The sequence below is a fragment of the Streptomyces sp. 3-6 genome (assembly GCF_056323165.1).
In genome coordinates this window covers 213742-231873 of the sequence record NZ_JBWHZP010000007.1, presented here as the reverse complement: position 1 = coordinate 231873, position 18132 = coordinate 213742, and the positions used below count along the sequence as shown (strand labels likewise).

The 18132-nt window shown below is 71.2% G+C and carries 11 protein-coding genes; 7 read left to right on the top strand and 4 right to left on the bottom strand.

Annotated features, from left to right (window positions below; translation table 11 throughout):
- Window positions 1-57: 57 nt before the first annotated feature.
- Together AC02VZ_RS12585 and AC02VZ_RS12580 are read left to right on the top strand one after the other, a co-directional pair.
- Window positions 58-2736 (top strand): SpoIIE family protein phosphatase, encoded by a 2679-nt coding sequence (locus tag AC02VZ_RS12585; protein ID WP_476475393.1) that lies wholly within the window; start codon window positions 58-60, stop codon window positions 2734-2736.
- Window positions 2737-2846: 110 nt separating this feature from the next.
- Entirely contained in the window at window positions 2847-4214 is a 1368-nt protein-coding gene (locus AC02VZ_RS12580; protein ID WP_476475392.1) for a glycoside hydrolase family 18 protein, read from the top strand.
- Window positions 4215-4274: 60 nt separating this feature from the next.
- Here the strand turns inward: AC02VZ_RS12580 and AC02VZ_RS12575 are convergent, their stop codons facing one another.
- From AC02VZ_RS12575 to AC02VZ_RS12560, 4 genes are all read right to left on the bottom strand, one after another.
- The gene (locus AC02VZ_RS12575) at window positions 4275-5039 is read right to left on the bottom strand and encodes a succinate dehydrogenase/fumarate reductase iron-sulfur subunit (protein ID WP_432057161.1); all 765 of its coding nucleotides are present in this window, start codon (window positions 5037-5039) and stop codon (window positions 4275-4277) included.
- The gene (locus AC02VZ_RS12570; RefSeq protein ID WP_476475391.1) at window positions 5036-6985 is read right to left on the bottom strand and encodes a fumarate reductase/succinate dehydrogenase flavoprotein subunit; all 1950 of its coding nucleotides are present in this window, start codon (window positions 6983-6985) and stop codon (window positions 5036-5038) included. Before AC02VZ_RS12570 ends, AC02VZ_RS12575 begins: the two co-directional genes overlap by 4 nt.
- 121 nt (window positions 6986-7106) lie before the next feature.
- Window positions 7107-7943 (bottom strand): hypothetical protein, encoded by an 837-nt coding sequence (locus AC02VZ_RS12565; protein WP_432057159.1) that lies wholly within the window; start codon window positions 7941-7943, stop codon window positions 7107-7109.
- Window positions 7944-8141: 198 nt separating this feature from the next.
- Window positions 8142-8435 (bottom strand): hypothetical protein, encoded by a 294-nt coding sequence (locus tag AC02VZ_RS12560; RefSeq protein WP_432057158.1) that lies wholly within the window; start codon window positions 8433-8435, stop codon window positions 8142-8144.
- Window positions 8436-8724: 289 nt separating this feature from the next.
- Here AC02VZ_RS12560 and AC02VZ_RS12555 point away from each other — a divergent pair, with 289 nt between their 5' ends.
- From AC02VZ_RS12555 to AC02VZ_RS12535, 5 genes are all read left to right on the top strand, one after another.
- A complete protein-coding gene (locus AC02VZ_RS12555) occupies window positions 8725-11058 on the top strand; it encodes an ABC transporter family substrate-binding protein (RefSeq protein WP_476475390.1) in 2334 nt (777 codons plus the stop codon).
- Window positions 11059-11596: 538 nt separating this feature from the next.
- Window positions 11597-13513: a translational GTPase TypA gene (gene typA, locus AC02VZ_RS12550; protein ID WP_432057156.1), complete on the top strand. Its 1917-nt coding sequence runs from the start codon at window positions 11597-11599 to the stop codon at window positions 13511-13513.
- A gap of 978 nt (window positions 13514-14491) precedes the next feature.
- On the top strand, window positions 14492-16111 hold the full coding sequence (locus AC02VZ_RS12545) for a peptide ABC transporter substrate-binding protein (RefSeq protein WP_476475389.1): 1620 nt from the start codon (window positions 14492-14494) through the stop codon (window positions 16109-16111).
- A 132-nt stretch (window positions 16112-16243) separates the two neighbouring features.
- A complete protein-coding gene (locus tag AC02VZ_RS12540; RefSeq protein WP_476475388.1) occupies window positions 16244-17173 on the top strand; it encodes an ABC transporter permease in 930 nt (309 codons plus the stop codon).
- Entirely contained in the window at window positions 17166-18131 is a 966-nt protein-coding gene (locus tag AC02VZ_RS12535) for an ABC transporter permease (RefSeq protein WP_432057153.1), read from the top strand. Before AC02VZ_RS12540 ends, AC02VZ_RS12535 begins: the two co-directional genes overlap by 8 nt.
- Window position 18132 lies beyond the last annotated feature (1 nt).

Here is an 18132-nt window from a genome sequence, read left to right as displayed (position 1 = left end):
GGGCAGCCGCCCCCGGTGACCGGTGCCGGACGCGGTGAGCTGGAGGGGACGGTTCGCGTGAGCGAGATACCAGCGAAGGCGACGGGGTCCGAGGACCCCTCGGGCGGCGCGAGGGCGGAGGCCGCTGACGGCCTCCTGTCCGGCGACGCCCCGTCCGGCGACCCGATGTGGCAGAGCAGCCCGCCCGGCTCCATGTACGACTACATCAAGGTCGCCTCGTTCTCCATCGGGCCCGACGGGCTCGTCGACCAGTGGAGCCTGCGCGCCGAGCAGCTTCTGGGCGTCCCCGCCGAACGCGCCGTCGGCATGGACCCGATCGCCGCGTTCGTCGACCCGGCCCGGCGCGAGCACGGCCAGCGCAAGATGGCCGAGATCCTGGACGGCCGCGAGTGGACCGGGGTGGTGCCCGTCCGGCTGCCGCACACGGCGGAGGACGGCGACCGCGAGGGCGAGCACGGACGCGAGGGGCTCGCCGAGGTCTACGTCATGCCGACCCGGACCGAGGACGGGCGGAAGGCCGCCGTCTGCATCGTGGTCGACGTCCGCACCCTGCGCAGCATCGAGACCGACCTCGCCGCCTCGCAGGCCATTTTCGGCCAATCTCCGTTCGGCTTCGTGCTGATCGACCCCGACCTGCGGGTGCGCCGCGCCAACCAGCGGTTCGCGTCCATCTTCGGCGGCACCCCGGACGACCACCGCGGCAAGGGCGTCCACGACTACCTGCCGCGCGGTGAGGCGGAGCGGGTCGAGGCCACCCTGCGCCGGGTGCTGGAGACCGGCGAGTCCATCACCGACATGCACGTGACCGGCTACGTCCCCGGCGCCGAGGACCGCCGGCACTGGTCCGTCAACCTCTACCGCGTGCACAGCGGCAGCGGTCGCCCCATCGGCATCGCCTGGCTCGGCATCGACATCACCGCGCGCCGCGCCGCCGCCCGCGAGGCCGCCGCGGCACGGCGCAATCTCGCCCTCCTGAACGAGGCGGGCGCCCGGATCGGGAACTCCCTCGACCTGGAGACCACCGCCCGGGAACTCCTCGACGTCGTCGTCCCCGGCTTCTGCGACCTGGCCACCGTCGACCTCTACCAGGGCCTGCTGGCCGGTGACGAGACCCCGCAGGGGCTGGCCGACGGCAGCGCCGAGGTGCGCCGGGTGGCGTTCGCCAGTGCCGTCTCCGACGCCCCGCTCGGCAGCGCCGGCGAACCGGTGAAGCTGGGCGCCGTGCACCACTACCCCTTCAACTCGCCCTGCGCGGACGCCCTGCGCACCGCCCGCCCGCAGACCGTGCCCGGCGAGGAGGGCGGCCTCGTGCAGTCCACCCTCGCCGTGCCGATGGTCGCGCAGGACACGGTCGTCGGCCTCGCGCAGTTCGCCCGTACCAAGGGCAGCGAGCCGTTCGGCGACCGGGACCGCGACCTCGCCGTGGAGCTCGCCGCGCGGGCCGCGGTCTGCATCGACAACGCCCGTCTCTACCGGCGGGAGCACGAACGGGCGTTGATACTGCAGCGTTCCCTGCTCCCGCCCGGTGACCCGGAGGCGTCCGGCCTCGACATCGCCTGCCGTTACCTGCCCGGCAACGCGGCCACCGGCCGGCCCAGCGAGGTCGGCGGCGACTGGTTCGACGTCATCGAACTCCCCGGCCACCGCACCGCGCTCGTCGTCGGCGACGTCATGGGCCGCGGCCTGCGCGCCGCCGTCGCCATGGGCGAACTGCGCACCGCCGTCCGCACCCTGGCCCAGCTCGACATCGAACCGGCCGAGGTGCTCTCCCAGTTGGACGAGATCGCGCGCGGCCTCGGTGCGCCCGGCGGCATCCACCAGGCCACCCGCGCGGCTCGCCGCCCCCGGGAGGCCGACCTCTCCGAGGTGTACCTGGCGACCTGCGTCTACGCCGTCTACGACTCCGTCACCCGGCGCTGCACCTTCGCCAACGCCGGCCACCTGCCGCCCGTCCTGGTGGAACCGGGCGAGCCCGCGCTGATGCTGGACGTGCCGCCCGGCATGCCGCTCGGCGTCGGCGGGGAGCCCTTCGAGGAGGTGGAGGTCGAACTGCCCGAAGGCGCCCTGCTCGCGCTCTACACGGATGGACTGGTCGAAAGCCGCGATCACCCCCTGGACGAGGGCCTCCAGGCCTTCGTCGGCGCCCTCAGCGACCCGTCCCCGTCGACCGGCGACCACCCGGCGGCGACGGGGCCGCCCACGGGCGCCCGGCCCAACCTCGAGGACGTCTGCGACCACGTGCTCAACACCCTCGACACCCACCACGGCGAGGACGACATCGCCCTGCTGATGGCCCGCGTCCAGGGACTGCCCGCCGAATCCGTCGGCGACTGGACGCTGCCGCGGGAGCCCCGCAGCGTGGGCCGCGCCCGCGAGCACGCCCGCGCCAAGCTGCTCGGCTGGGGCCTGGAACCCCTCGTCGACACGACGGAACTCCTGGTCAGCGAGCTGGTCACCAACGCCCTGCGGTACGGCGAGGGCGAGATCAGACTCCGCCTGCTCCTGGACCGCACCCTGGTCTGCGAGGTCTGGGACTCCGGCCTGGTCCAGCCCCGCCGACGCCGCGCCCGGGACACCGACGAGGGCGGTCGCGGCCTCCAGCTCGTCGGCCTGCTCAGCGCCGCCTGGGGCTCCCGCCGCACGCCCCGCGGCAAGACGGTCTGGTTCGAACTGCCGCTCCCCGGCGGGGACACCACCCTGACCGACCCGGCGGAGGCGCTGCTGAGCCTGTTCTGACGCCCCGTCCCGAGGGGAGGCCGCCGCCGCAACCGCGGCCTCCCCGGTGATCGTCCTCCCCGGCGACATCAGCCACGCGGGCCCCGGGCCCGCAGGGGAGGGGATGCGCCATGGAGCCGACCGACCACCCGCGGGACCGGCAACCACCGCCCGGGGCCCCGGCCCCCGGACGCCTGCCGGACCCGGCCGGACCGACAGCGCGGGCGCAGGACGGGACACGCGCGGACGACCCCCGACCGGAGCCGCCGGCCGCGCCGACACCACTGGCCGCGTCGGCACCACCGGGTGCGGAGACACGGGCGTCACCGGCGGACGGCACGTCCGACCCGGGGCCCGCACCGGCTCCGCCCGCCCCCGAATCCGTAGCCGCCCCCGAATCCGTAGCCACTCCCGAACCCGCAGCGACCCCCGAACCCCCAGCGACCCCCGCTCCCACCCCCACCGCCGCCTGCCGTCGGCGCCGCCTGCGCCTGGCCCGGCGCGCCGTTCTCGGCGTGCTGCTGGTGCTGCTCGTCCCGGTGCTCGCCGCCCAGGTGGCCCTGCGGATCAACTACGCCGGGGACCCCGCCGACGGCACGTACACCCGTGACCGGGACGCCCTGTGGCTCGGACACGCCTGGGTCGACGGGCGCAAGAAGGACGCCGACGTCACCGCCCTCGCCCGCCGTCTCGACGGCACCGGGATCCGCGATCTCTACGTCCACTCCGGCCCGCTGGAGCACGACGGCACCCTGCCCGAGTCGGCGTACCCGCGGGCCCGTTGGCTGATCGACGCCGTGCACCGGGAGCTGCCGGGCGTCCGGGTCCAGGCCTTCCTCGGGGACGTCCTCGCCAACGGAGGCCCCGACGGCCTGCACCTGGACCGCGCCGCCACCCGCGCCGAGGTCGTCCGCAGCGCCCGTCAGGTGCTGGACGCCGGCTACGACGGCGTCCACCTCGACCTGGAGCCCCTGCACTCCGGCGACCGGGACTACCTCTCCCTCCTGGACGACCTGCGCGCCGTCACCCGCGCCCAGGACGCCCGGCTCTCCGTGGCCGCCCACCAGATCGACCCGCTCCCGGAGCTCCACTCCGTCGTCGGCCTCTGGGCCGACCACCCCAAGTGGTGGTCGCAGGAGTTCTTCGGCCAGGTCGCCCGGCGCGTCGACCAGATCGCCGTGATGTCGTACGACACCGCACAGCCGCTGGAGGGCACCTACGGCGGCTACGTGGCCCTCCAGACCTCCCTCGCCCTGGAGGTCACCCCGCCCACCACCCACCTGCTGATGGGCCTGCCCTTCTACTACGAGAGCAACGTCAGCCACTGGGGCCACGCCGAGACCGTCGCCGCCGCCGTCCGGGGCGCCCGCCTCGGCCTCTCCCGGACGGACCCCGACCGGCAGCTGTTCGGCGTCGCCCCCTACATCGACTTCGCGGCGACGGAGACCAACTGGAAGGAGTACCGGGACGGCTGGCTGGAGCCCGGGGCCGACCGGTGACCGCAGTGCTCCGGCCGCCCGGCGAACCCGCAGGTCAGGCAGCGAAGTCGCGCTGGAGGGCTAGCGCCTCCGGATCTTCGACCCCAGCCACACCAGCGGGTCGTACTTTCGGTCCGCCGCCCGTTCCTTCATCGGGATGAGCGCGTTGTCGGTGATCCTGATGCCCTCGGGGCACACCTCCGTGCAGCACTTGGTGATGTTGCAGTAGCCGAGGCCGTGTTCGTCCTGGGCCGTGCGCTTGCGGTCCAGGCCGGACTCCTCGGCCGCGTCCAGCGGGTGCATGTCCAGCTCGGCGATCCGCATCAGGAAGCGGGGGCCGGCGAACGCCTGCTTGTTCTCCTCGTGGTCGCGGATGACGTGGCAGACGTCCTGGCAGAGGAAGCACTCGATGCACTTGCGGAACTCCTGCGGGCGGTCCACGTCCTCCTGCATCATCCGGTACTCGCCGGGACCGAGCCCGTCCGGCGGCACGAACGCCGGGACCTGCCGTGCCTTGGCGTAGTTGAAGCCGACGTCCGTCACCAGGTCCCGGATCACCGGGAACGCCCGCAGCGGCGTCACGGTGATCGTCTCGTCCCGGCCGAAGACCGACATGCGGGTCATGCACAGCAGCCGGGGACGGCCGTTGATCTCCGCCGAGCACGAACCGCACTTGCCGGCCTTGCAGTTCCAGCGCACGGCGAGGTCGGGGGCCTGGGTGGCCTGGAGGCGGTGGATGATGTCGAGGACGACCTCCCCGTCGTTCACCTCGACCGCGAAGTCCTCCAGGCCGCCGCCGTCCACGTCCCCGCGCCACACCTTGAAGCGGGCCTCGTAGCTGCTCACTCGTACAGCTCCTCTTCGGCGAGGTACTTGACCAGCTCCTCCTTCTCGAAGAGGGCGAGCAGGTCCGGGCGGATGGGGTCGGTGGTCTCCCGGGACAGGGTGATCTGGCCGCGCACCGGGTCGGTCGCCGCGAGACCACCGGTCGGGTCGGTCAGCCGGCACAGCAGGTTGACGTTGCGCCAGGCGCGCTCCATCGCGGCGTGGTCCTCCCGGGTGTGGCCGCCGCGCGACTCGGTGCGCTCCAGCGCGGCGCGCGCCACGCACTCGCTGACCAGCAGCATGTTCCTGAGGTCCAGCGCGAGGTGCCAGCCCGGGTTGAACTGCCGGTGCCCCTCGACGCCGGCCCGGCGGGCGCGCACCCGCAGCTCCGCCAGCTTCTCCAGGGCCTGGCGCATCTCGTGGTCCCGGCGGATGATCCCGACCAGGTCGTTCATGGTCTGCTGGAGTTCCTGGTGCAGGGTGTAGGGGTTCTCCGGCGGGCCGTCGTCCCCGTCCCCGTCCTCCGACTCGGCGGAGAACGGCCGCAGCGCCTCCGCGGCGGCCGCGTCGATCTGGGCGTCGTCCACCGAGGGACGCGGGCCGCCCCCGCCGCCGTCCCCGGCCGCGTACGCGGCGGCGTGCAGGCCTGCCCGGCGGCCGAACACCAGCAGGTCGGACAGGGAGTTGCCGCCCAGCCGGTTCGAGCCGTGCATGCCGCCGGCCACCTCACCGGCCGCGAACAGCCCCGGCACCCCGCGCGCCGCCGCCGAGTCGGAGTCGACGGCGATGCCGCCCATCACGTAGTGGCAGGTCGGCCCGACCTCCATCGGCTCCGCCGTGATGTCGACGTCCGCCAGCTCCTTGAACTGGTGGTACATCGACGGCAGCCGCCGTTTGATCACCTCGGCCGGCATCCGGGTGGAGACGTCCAGGAACACCCCGCCGTGCGGGGAGCCCCGGCCGGCCTTGACCTCCGCGTTGATGGCGCGGGCCACCTCGTCACGGGGGAGCAGCTCGGGCGGGCGCCGGTTGTGGTCCGGGTCGTCGTACCAGCGGTCGCCCTCCTCCTCGGACTCGGCGTACTTGTCCTTGAAGACGTCCGGCACGTAGTCGAACATGAACCGCTCGCCCTCGGAGTTGCGCAGCACCCCGCCGTCGCCGCGCACCGACTCGGTGACGAGGATGCCCTTCACCGACGGCGGCCAGACCATCCCCGTCGGATGGAACTGCACGAACTCCATGTTCAGCAGCGGCGCCCCGGCCAGCAGGGCGAGGGCGTGGCCGTCGCCGGTGTACTCCCACGAGTTCGACGTGACCTTGAAGGACTTGCCGATGCCGCCGGTGGCGATCACCACCGCGGGGGCCTGAAGGACGAAGAAGCGGCCGGTCTCCCGCTCGTAGGCGAACACCCCCGAGACCCGGTCGCCGTCCTTCAGCACCCGGGTGACGGTGCACTCCTGGAAGACCTTCAGCCGGGACTCGTGGTCCCCGGTCTCCCGGAAGTCCTCCTGCTGGAGGGCCACGATCTTCTGCTGGAGGGTGCGGATCAGCTCCAGGCCGGTGCGGTCGCCGACGTGCGCGAGGCGCGGGTACTCGTGGCCGCCGAAGTTGCGCTGCGAGATCCGTCCGTCGCCGGTGCGGTCGAACAGGGCGCCCCAGGTCTCCAGCTCCCACACCCGCTGCGGCGCCTCCTGGGCGTGCAGCTCGGCCATCCGCCACTGGTTGAGGAACTTCCCGCCACGCATCGTGTCGCGGAAGTGCACCTGCCAGGTGTCGCCGGCGTTGACGTTGCCCATGGCCGCCGCGATGCCGCCCTCGGCCATCACGGTGTGCGCCTTGCCGAACAGCGACTTGCAGATCACGGCCGTACGGGCGCCCCGCTCGCGCGCCTCGACGGCGGCGCGCAGTCCGGCGCCGCCCGCCCCGACCACGACGACGTCCCACTCCTGCCGGTCGACCACGGTCATCCCACAACGCCCCAGTCATCGAGAGCCATCAGAAACCCCGCACCGTCCCCCCGCACCGCACCCCGCAGCGTGCCCCCGTACCGCACCCAGCACCGTGCCCCCGCACCGCATCCCGGCCACGTCAGAAGAACCGCGGATCGTCGAAGGCACCGGTCGCGAGGAGGTACACGTACAGGTCGGCGACCGCCACGCTCAGCAGGGACGCCCACGCCAGCTGCATGTGCCGCGCGTTGAGCCGCCCCACCCACTGCCACATCCGGTAGCGCACCGGGTGCCGGGAGAAGTGCTTCAGCTTGCCGCCGACGATGTGCCGGCAGGAGTGGCAGGAGATCGTGTACAGCCAGATCAGCGCGATGTTGACCAGGAGGACGAGGGTGCCGAGGCCCATGTGGCCCCAGTCGTAGTCCTCGTCCCGGAAGGCCAGCACCGTGTCGTAGGTCAGGACGAGGGCGACCAGCAGCGCCGCGTAGAAGAAGTAGCGGTGGATGTTCTGCAGGATCAGCGGGAAGCGGGTCTCGCCGGTGTACGTGCGGTGCGGTTCGGCCACCGCGCAGGCCGGCGGGGACGCCCAGAACCCCCGGTAGTACGCCTTGCGGTAGTAGTAGCAGGTGAGGCGGAAGCCCAGCGGGAAGATCAGGATGATGATCGCCGGGGAGAGGCCCCACCAGGAGCCGAACAGCTCCCAGTTCGGCCCGCCGCGCATCGGCACGCAGTTCTCCGCCAGGCACGGTGAGTAGAACGGCGAGACGTACGGCGCCGCGTAGTAGTCGGTGTTCGCGAGGGCCCGCCAGGTCGAGTAGACGACGAACGCCAGCAGGCCGGCCGCGGTGGCCGCCGGGGCCAGCCACCAGCGGTCGGTGCGCAGGTGCGGCGCGGCGATCGCGGCGCGCGTACCCGTTCGTACGCCGCCGCGGCGGGGAGGGGGTTCGGTCGCGGGAGGTTCCGTACCAGTGGCCACGTGTCCGCTCCGGGAGGGGTCAGGAAGTCGCGGCGGTCGGGGACAGGACTGCGGGGGTCGGGGACGGGATCGGGGCTGCGGGGGTCGGCGTCGGGACGGCGGTGGCCGGGCCGGCGGGTGCCGGTCCCGGACCGGGCGGGCGGTGCCGGGCGGGGCGGTGCGGGGAGCCGGCGGGCCGGGGGCCCGCCGGGCCCGCGGTCAGGGCGCGCGCCGGTCGCGTGCGCCGAGCCCCTCGTCGTCGGTGTCGACCCACAGGGACGGGTCGTAGGGGGTGTCGGAGATGGTGACGAGGTCGGGCCGCTTCGCCGTCACGGCCGGACCGGTCGCCGACTCGCGCAGCAGCGCCACGCTCTCGCGCAGGTGGTTGGTGTCGGCCCGGACGCGGCGCATCTCCAGACCGCCGCTGCCCAGCTGCTTCTCCAGGCGTCCCACGGACCTCAGCAGGTCGTCGAGGCAGCGCTGGACGGATGTCAGTTCGTCGTGCACGGACATGACTTGCCCTCACTTCCGCGGGTCCTTCAGGCCCAAGGCGGCAACGTTCGTGCGCCTGAGAGTGTCGCGCGTCACACCTTGTGCTGTGAAGGGATGTGCATCGATTGGCCGAGGCGTACGGGTGCACCGGCCGGTGCGTTGCGCCGCACGGGTGGGCTTCCCCGCCGTGGTCGCCGTGTCGCCCTCGGTTGCCGAACCCTTTCCTCTTCAGTGGCGGCATACATCAGATGAGCACCAAATACCGCCAAAAGTGATCGTAACGCCCGCGGCCTTCCGGAGGTACCCAGAGATGTCCCACGACGGCGTCCGCCCGCGCGCGGTACTGCGCTCGGTCACCTTCCTCACCGCCGGCGCCCTCGCGGTGACCGCCCTGGCGGGGTGCAGCTCCGACGATCCCGCGGGCAAGCCGCTCGCCGGCGCGGACATCGCCCCCGCGGCCCGCTCGGAGATCACCGACGGCGGAATCCTGCGCTGGGCCGTGGACACCGTCCCGGACACCCTGAACACCTTCCAGTCCGACGCCGACGCCACCACCGTCCGGGTCGCCCAGGCCGTGCTGCCGTCGATGTTCCGCATGGACGCCCGGGGACGTCCGGAGCGCAATGCCGACTACCTGGAGTCAGCCGAGGTCGTCGAGACCGAGCCCAAGCAGGTGGTGCTCTACAAGCTCAACCAGCAGGCCGTGTGGAGCGACGGCCGGGAGATCGGCGCCGCCGACTTCGCCGCCCAGTGGCGCGCCCTGTCCGGCAAGGACAGCGCCTACTGGACCGCACGGAACGCGGGCTACGACCGCATCGAGAAGATCGAGCGCGGCAAGGGGAACCTGGAGGTCAAGGTCACCTTCAGCCGCGCCTACGCGGACTGGCGGTCACTGTTCACGCCCCTGTACCCCAAGGAGGTCATGGGCTCGCCCGACTCCTTCAACGACGGGGCGCGCAAGAAGCTCAAGGTCACCGCCGGTCCCTTCAAGGTCAAGAAGGTCGACGGCAAGAAGGACGAGGTCACCCTGACCCGCAACGCGCGGTGGTGGGGGGACCCGGCCCGGCTCGAGGAGATCGTCCTGCGCGCCGTGCCCCGCGACGAGCGGGTGGCCGCGCTCGCCGACGGAACGATCGACCTGGCGGAGATCGACGCCTCCGCCGCCCGGCGCATCACCGTCAGCGCCCGGTCGAGGGACGGCGCCACCCCCCTGATGGGCCCGGGCCGCGACGCCGCGTCCTCGGCCGAGGCCCTGCACTCCTGGGCCGAGGCGAACGGCGCGGACGAGGACGCCTCCGACGAGGACGCCTCGGACGAGGAGGTCACCGCCCGCGAGAAGGCCGCCGCCCGGGCGAAGGAGGAGAAGGCCCTCACCGGCTTCGAGGTGCGCAAGTCGCTCGAACCCGCCTACACCCAGCTCGCCCTCAACGGCGCCGAGGGCCCCCTCTCCGACGAGCGGGTCCGCCGGGCGGTGGCCCGCGCCCTGGACCGCGAGGCCCTGGCCGAGGCGGTGCTGAAGCCGCTCGGCCTGCCCGCCGAACCCGTCGGCAGCCACCTCGCCCTGGCCGGCCAGGCCGCCTACGCCGACAACAGCGGCGCCCTCGGCGACCAGGACGCCAAGGAGGCGCGGGCCCTCCTCGCGGACGCCGGCTGGGTGCCGGGCGGTCCGGTGAAGGAGGAGAAGGAGGAGAAGGGGGACGAGGAGAAGGCGGCCGGCGCGGAGGGGAAGAAGGCCGACGGCTCCGGGAAGGACTCCGAGGACGACGACGGCACGTACATCGTCGGCGAGGACGGCGAGAAGGACGGCGCAGAGAAGGACGGCGGCGAGAACGAGAAGACCGAGGAGAAGAAGGAGAAGAAGGAGAAGAAGGGGGAGGGCGAGAAGGACGACGACAAGAAGGACCAGGACAAGGAGAAGGACGACGGCAAGGCGCCCGCGGAGTCGGAGGGCGGGTCCGGTGAGGACCACCTCGCCCAGGACGGGCCGCAGCTGAAGCAGGGCACCGCCCCCGGCGCGTACGCGCCCAAGGGCACGGCCGCCCCGGCCAGGGCCGAGACCGCGCCGCTCGCCAAGAACGGCAAGGCGCTCACCCTGCGCTTCGTGCTCCCCTCCGGGCCGGGGTCGGAGGTCCTGCGCACTGTGTCCGACCGGATCAGCACCATGCTCGCCCGGGTCGGCATCCGCACGGACGTCACCAAGGTCGACGACGAGAGCTTCTTCCGGGACCACATCGCGTCCGGCCAGTACGACCTCGCCCTCTACTCCTGGCCCGCCACGGCCTATCCCGCCACGGACGCGCGTCCCGTCTACGCCAAGCCCGTCCCGGCCGCCGACGGTTCGCTCAACGTCGAGCAGAACTACACCCGGGTCGGCACCGACCAGGTGGACCAGCTCTTCGACCAGGCAGTCACCACCCTGGACGACGGCGACCGCAGCGCCCTGCTCCGCAAGGCCGACTCCCGCATCTGGGCGGCGGCCGGGTCCATCCCCCTCTACCAGCGCCCGCAGCTCACGGCCGCCCGCAAGGACCTCGTCAACGCCGGCGCCTTCGGATTCCGCACCCCGGTGTACGAGGACATGGGCTTCCTGAAGAAGTCCGCCGCGGGCCCGGCCGGCGAGCGCGCCACCGCCGGCACGGACTGACGGACCACCGGGCCCGAGGCACGGCCCCGCCGGCCCTCCGAGAAGCGGGAGCCGGTGCACCGCACCCTCAGCCGGTGTCCCCCTCCCGACCCTCGGCCGGTGTCCCCCTCCCGCCCGGCACCTCCCGCCCGGCACGGCCCTGCTCCCCGCCCTTCGGTCCCGAACCGCGCGTGACAGGACCCGGAAGTCCGGGTGACGGGCGTCCCGCCGCGGCCCCTCGCACGTCCCGTCGGAAACTGTGCGGCAGGTCACGCCGGGCCGTGGCGGAAAGGCGGCGGCGCAGCCCCGGCCGGGGCCCGCGGCGGCCCGCAGGGGCGGTGGAGCTGCGGGCTTTCCGTTCGCGGGCCCCGCGGGGCCGGGGCCGGACGAGGCGCCGAGCAGGGGGTGCGGGGGCCCGGGGCGGGACGTTCTGCGCAGGCGGGCGGATGTCGGGCCCGTAACATGGGGAGAGGCCGTGGCGTGTTCAGCCCGGCAGGGTCCGCGCACCACAGCCGTCTGCGCCGGGCCATTCCTCACCATTCCGGGAGTACGCCAACCCATGGCTTTGTCCATCCAGCGTCACGACATCCGCAACGTCGCCATCGTCGCCCACGTCGACCACGGCAAGACCACCATCGTCGACGGCATGCTCAAGCAGGCCGGCGCCTTCGCCGCCCACCAGCTCGACCAGGTCGACGAGCGCATGATGGACTCCGGCGACCTGGAACGTGAGAAGGGCATCACGATCCTCGCCAAGAACACGGCGGTGAAGTACCACCCCAAGGACGGCGGGGACCCGATCACGATCAACATCATCGACACCCCCGGCCACGCCGACTTCGGTGGCGAGGTCGAGCGTGCCCTGTCGATGGTCGACGGTGTCGTGCTGCTCGTCGACTCCTCCGAGGGGCCGCTGCCGCAGACCCGCTTCGTGCTCCGCAAGGCGCTCCAGGCCCGGCTGCCGATCATCCTGTGCATCAACAAGACGGACCGCCCGGACAGCAGGATCGACGAGGTCGTCAACGAGGCCTACGACCTCTTCCTCGACCTGGACGCCGACGAGGAGCAGATCGAGTTCCCGATCGTCTACGCCTGCGGCCGGGACGGCATCGCCTCCCTGACCAAGCCGCAGGACGGCACGGTCCCCACCGACTCCGACTCCCTGGAGCCGTTCTTCTCCACGATCCTGCAGCACATCCCCGCCCCCACCTACGAGGAGGGCGCCCCGCTGCAGGCGCACGTCACCAACCTCGACGCGGACAACTTCCTCGGCCGCATCGCCCTGCTGCGCGTGCACCAGGGCGAGCTGAAGAAGGGCCAGACCGTCGCCTGGATGAAGCGCGACGGCTCCGTGCAGAACGTGCGGATCTCCGAGCTGATGATGACCGAGGCGCTCACCCGCAAGCCCGCCGAGAAGGCCGGGCCCGGTGACATCTGCGCGGTGGCCGGCATCCCGGACATCATGATCGGCGAGACGCTGGCGGACCCGGAGAACCCGGTCCCGCTGCCGCTGATCACGGTGGACGAGCCCGCGATCTCGATGACCATCGGCACCAACACCTCCCCGCTGGTGGGCCGTGGCGGCAGCGGCAAGGGCGCCGACAACAAGGCGGCCGTGAAGGACCGCAAGGTCACCGCCCGTCAGGTCAAGGACCGGCTGGACCGCGAGCTCATCGGCAACGTCTCGCTGCGCGTCCTGGACACCGACCGGCCCGACGCCTGGGAGGTGCAGGGCCGCGGCGAGCTGGCGCTGGCCATCCTGGTCGAGCAGATGCGGCGCGAGGGCTACGAGCTGACCGTCGGCAAGCCGCAGGTCGTCACCAAGGAGATCGACGGCGCGGTGCACGAGCCGGTCGAGCGGATGACGATCGACGTGCCCGAGGAGCACATGGGCGCGGTCACCCAGGTGATGGGTGTCCGCAAGGGCCGCATGGACAACATGTCGAACCACGGCTCCGGCTGGGTGCGCATGGAGTTCGTGGTGCCCTCGCGCGGTCTGATCGGTTTCCGTACGGAGTTCCTGACGCAGACCCGCGGCACCGGCATCGCCCACTCCATCCACGAGGGCCACGAGCCGTGGTTCGGCACGCTCCAGACCCGCAACAACGGCTCCCTGGTCGCCGACCGCGCCGGTGCGGTCACCGCGTTCGCGATGACCAACCTCCAGGAGCGCGGCGTGCTGTTCGTCGAGCCCGGCACCGAGGTGTACGAGGGCATGATCGTCGGGGAGAACTCCCGCTCCGACGACATGGACGTCAACATCACCAAGGAGAAGAAGCTCACCAACATGCGCTCCTCCACGGCGGACGTGGCCGAGTCCATCGTGCCGCCGCGCAAGCTGTCGCTGGAGCAGTCCCTGGAGTTCTGCCGCGACGACGAGTGCGTCGAGGTGACGCCGGAGTCCATCCGCATCCGCAAGGTGAACCTGGACGCCCGCGAGCGCGCCCGCGCCGCCAGCCGCGCCAAGCACGGCTGAGCCGCCGTCTCGGGCCCCGCGGGGCCTTCTCCGGCCGTCCCGGTGCGCGGGGCGGCCGGGGTGCCGTGGCCCCGGTCCGCCGGGGTGCGCCGGGCGGCACCCCGCCACGGCCGCGGGAGTGTCTTGGCGGCCCCCGCCACGGCCTGGTGGAGGCGTGCCGGGCGCACCCCGGCGCCGGCGATACGGCACCTCCCGGAGGCCGCGGCGGCGTCGGCGTGCGGGCGGTGTGCCGCTGTCTGCCGTCGTGTGCCGCTGTGCGGTGCGCCCGCGCATCCCCGTGGACGGTTGCCGGTCGGTCGTCGTCCGGTCCCTCCGGTCGGTCGCCGTCCGGTACGGCCGGCGTCGCCTTCGCGCGGCGGGTGTGGTGACGTGCGCCTCAGCGGTCGGCGGGCGCGGTGCCGAGCCCGTCCGGTGACGGCGATCGGCGAGGTGGGGAAGGGGTAGGGGGAAAACCCTCGATCTGCCCCCGAAACCGGTCCCGAGCGGCCCTTTCGCACTACCCTGCTGCCGGATGGCGCGCCCTGCCGTCGGTACGTCCCGGATCCGTGGCCCCCACGGTCAACGGCCGTACGGGGCAAGGGCGCTGAGCGCACGGCAGCCCTCAGGGGCACCCTGCAGCGCGGCCACGTTACCCGCAATCGATTTTTCGCTCCCGGGCGTCCGCATAGCGGACGCCCGGCTCCGATAGATGTGTAACAAGTCCGTTTCGCAGGGATCTTTCACCAAACCCTTTGTCCGGATTTTGGAAGATGTAGGACCGAGCTGTGATCGAACCGAGACCTCGTGGGTGTGGTTCGGTCCTGGCGCATGGCAGATAGTTGGGCGCGTAGAGCTCGGATGAACGGGTCACGCGCTGACGGCGCCGACTCACGAGCGCGGGGGCACCTGACTATCTCCGGCACCGGCGACGGGCGGTGGACGGTGGAGTGTCGTGTGCTCCCCTTTGCGGTGAACCAATGGACTCATGAGGAGGAACCCATGCGCGGTGCCAAGAGCGCCAAGTGGGTCGCGGGTGCGATAGCCGTCGCTCTGGCCGCTACTGCCTGTGGTGGTGGCAGTGGGAGTGACGACGAGGGGCAGAAGAAGCGTTCCGGCCCCGAGGGTTACGTCTCGATCGACGTCGGTGAGCCGCAGAAGCCGCTGATCCCGGCCGACACCAACGAGACCAACGGCTCGTACGTGATCCAGTCCCTGTTCACGCAGCTGCTGGACTTCGACAGCAAGGGCGAGATCGTCTACACGAACGCCGAGTCTGTCGAGACCGAGGACTCGAAGACCTGGACGATCAAGCTGAAGTCGGGCTGGAAGTTCCACAACGGCGAGGACGTGACGGCCAAGTCGTACGTCGACGCCTGGAACTGGTACGCCAACATCAAGAACAACCAGCAGAACTCCTTCTGGTTCTCGGACATCAAGGGCTACGACGACGTCCACCCGGAGAAGGGTGAGCCGAAGGCCGACGCGATGTCCGGTCTGAAGGTCGTGGACGACACCACCTTCACGGTCGAGCTGAAGGAGCGCGTCCCCTACTTCAACTACAAGCTGGGCTACTCCACCTTCGCCCCGCTGCCCAAGGTCTTCTACGACGACCCGAAGGCCTTCGGCCAGAAGCCGGTCGGCAACGGTCCCTACGTCTTCGAGAAGTGGGACCACAAGAAGCTCATCCAGGTCAAGGCCAACAAGGACTACAAGGGTCCCAACAAGGCCAAGAACGAGGGCATCCAGTTCAAGAACTACTCGACCCTCGAGGCTGCCTACCGGGACGTCGTCTCGGGCAACCTGGACATGATCCGCCAGGTCGGCCCGACCGACCTGCCGAAGTACAAGCAGGACCTCGGTGACGGCGCCATCGAGCAGCCGTACGCGGCCATCCAGACGCTGGTCCCCGCGTTCTACACCAAGACGTTCAAGGACATCGACCCCAAGGTCCTCCAGGGCCTGTCGATGGCGATCGACCGCGACACGATCACCAAGACCGTCCTGAACAACACCCGTACGCCGGCGATCAGCTTCACGCCGCCGCAGGTCAAGGGCCACCAGGACCTGGGTACGGACGTGTTCACCTACAACCCGGAGAAGGCCAAGAAGCTCATCAAGGAGGGCGGCGGCGTCCCGGGGAACAAGTTCTCCATCCAGTACAACAGTGACGGCGGCCACAAGGAGTGGGTGACCGCGGTCTGCGAGTCCATCCGCAAGGCCACCGGCGTGGACTGCGTCGGCGACGCCAAGCCGGACTTCCCCACGGACCTCGAGGCCCGTGACAACAACCAGGTGAAGGGCATGTACCGCGGTGGCTGGGTCGCCGACTACCCGGTCAACGTGAACTTCATCAAGGAGCTGTACCACTCCAACGCCGAGTCCAACAACGGTCGTTTCTCCGACAAGGAGATCGACGGTCTGATGGCCAAGGGTGACAACGCGGAGTCCCTGGAAGAGGCCGTGAAGGCCTACCAGGAGGTCGAGAAGAAGCTCCTCGAGAAGATGCCCGCGATCCCGCTCTGGTACTACCGGATCAACGGCGGCCACGGCAAGGGAGTCGAGAACGTCAACGTCGACTTCCACGGTGACCTCGAACTGACCGAAGTCACCGTCAAGTAAGGAGGCCGTGGGCCTCACCTCACTCGGCCGTTGCCCGCCGCCGCCGATTCGGCGGCGGCGGGGGCCGGACCGGGGGTCGTTCCTTCATGAACGACCCCTTTCGGCCGTAGCACACCCCTCACGGAGGCACGCATGGGGCGTTATGTCGTACGACGACTGCTCCAGATGATCCCGGTTTTCATCGGGTCAACCCTGTTGATCTTCGCCATGATGTACGCCCTGCCCGGCGATCCCGTCAGAGCGCTCATGGGAGATCAGGCGTACGACCCCGCGGTCGTCGCCAGCATCAAGAAGGACCTCGGGCTCGACCAGCCCCTCTGGCAGCAGTACGTGAACTACCTGGGCGGCCTGGTCCAGGGCGACTTCGGCACGGAGATCGCGAGCCAGCGGCCCATCGCCGACATCATCGCCGACGCGTTCCCGGTCACCATCCGGCTCACGCTGTTCGCGTTCACCTTCACGGTCCTCGTCGGCATCGGCCTCGGTGTCATCGCGGGTCTGCGTCCGGACACCCTCCAGGACCGCGGTCTGCTGACGCTGACCCTGATCCTCATCTCCATGCCGTCCTTCGTGCTGGGCTTCCTGATGCAGTACCTGTTCGCCTTCCAGTGGGGAATCGTCGAACCCAACGTCAACGATTCCGAGAACCTGGGCGAACTGCTCCTACCCGCGATCGTGCTGGGATCACTGTCACTGGCCTATGTGGCCCGTCTGACGCGGACCTCGATGGCGGAGAACCTGCGCGCCGACTACATGCGTACGGCGGTCGCCAAGGGCCTGCCGAAGCGCCGCATCGTCGGCGTCCACCTGATGCGCAACTCGCTCATCCCCGTGGTCACCTTCCTCGGCACCGACATCGGCAACCTGATGACCGGCGCCATCGTCACCGAGGGCATCTTCAACGTGAAGGGCGTCGGCAACGCCATCTACGAGGCGCTCATGCGTCGCGAGGGCGCGACCGTCGTCGGGATCGCCTCGCTGATCGTCCTGGTGTACCTGGCCACCAGCCTGCTCGTCGACCTGCTGTACGCGGTCCTGGACCCGAGGATCCGGTATGCCTGAGAAGACCGCCGAAACCACGAAGACCCCCGAGGTGCCGGCCACCGCCGCCGCCCCGGTGCCGGCCGCCACCCTGGAGGCCGGCCCGGCGGCCGCGAAGGCCCGCAGCCTCTGGTCCGACGCCTGGCACGACCTACGGCGCCAGCCCATGTTCCTGGTGTCCTCCCTGCTGATCCTGGTGCTCCTGGTGATGGCGATCTGGCCGGGACTGTTCACCAGCGCCTCGCCGCGCGACGCGGACCTCGCCGCCCACTACCTGCAGCCGCCGAACTGGAGCCACTTCTTCGCCGAGGACTGGCTGGGCTACGACGGCCAGGGCCGCTCGATCTACGCGCGGATCATCTACGGTGCCCGCGCCTCGATCACCGTCGGTGTCGGCGTCACCATCCTGGTGACCCTGCTCGGCACGCTCATCGGCATGACCGCCGGCTACTTCGGCGGCTGGCTGGACAGCGTGCTGTCCCGCATCACCGACGTGTTCTTCGGCATCCCGTTCCTGCTGGGCGCCCTGGTCGTCCTCACGTCCTTCGAGAACCGCACCGTCTGGGTGGTGATCATGGCGCTGGCCTTCCTGGGCTGGACCTCGATCGCCCGTGTCGCCCGTGGCGCGGTGCTCACCGTGAAGCAGGCCGACTACGTGGTCGCCGCCAAGGCGCTCGGCGCGTCCACCACCCGGATCATGCTCCGGCACATCCTGCCGAACGCCATCGCGCCCATCATCGTCGTCGCGACCATCGCCCTGGGCGGTTACATCGCGGCCGAGGCCACGCTGTCGTTCCTCGGCGTGGGGCTCGCGGAGCCCACCGTGTCGTGGGGCGTCGACGTGTCCACCGGCCGCGAGCAGCTGCGCAACGCGCCGTTCACGCTGATCATCCCCTCGGTGATGGTCTCGATCACGGTGCTCTCGTTCCTCATGTTCGGCGATGCGGTACGCAACGCCCTCGACCCCAAGCTGCGCTGAG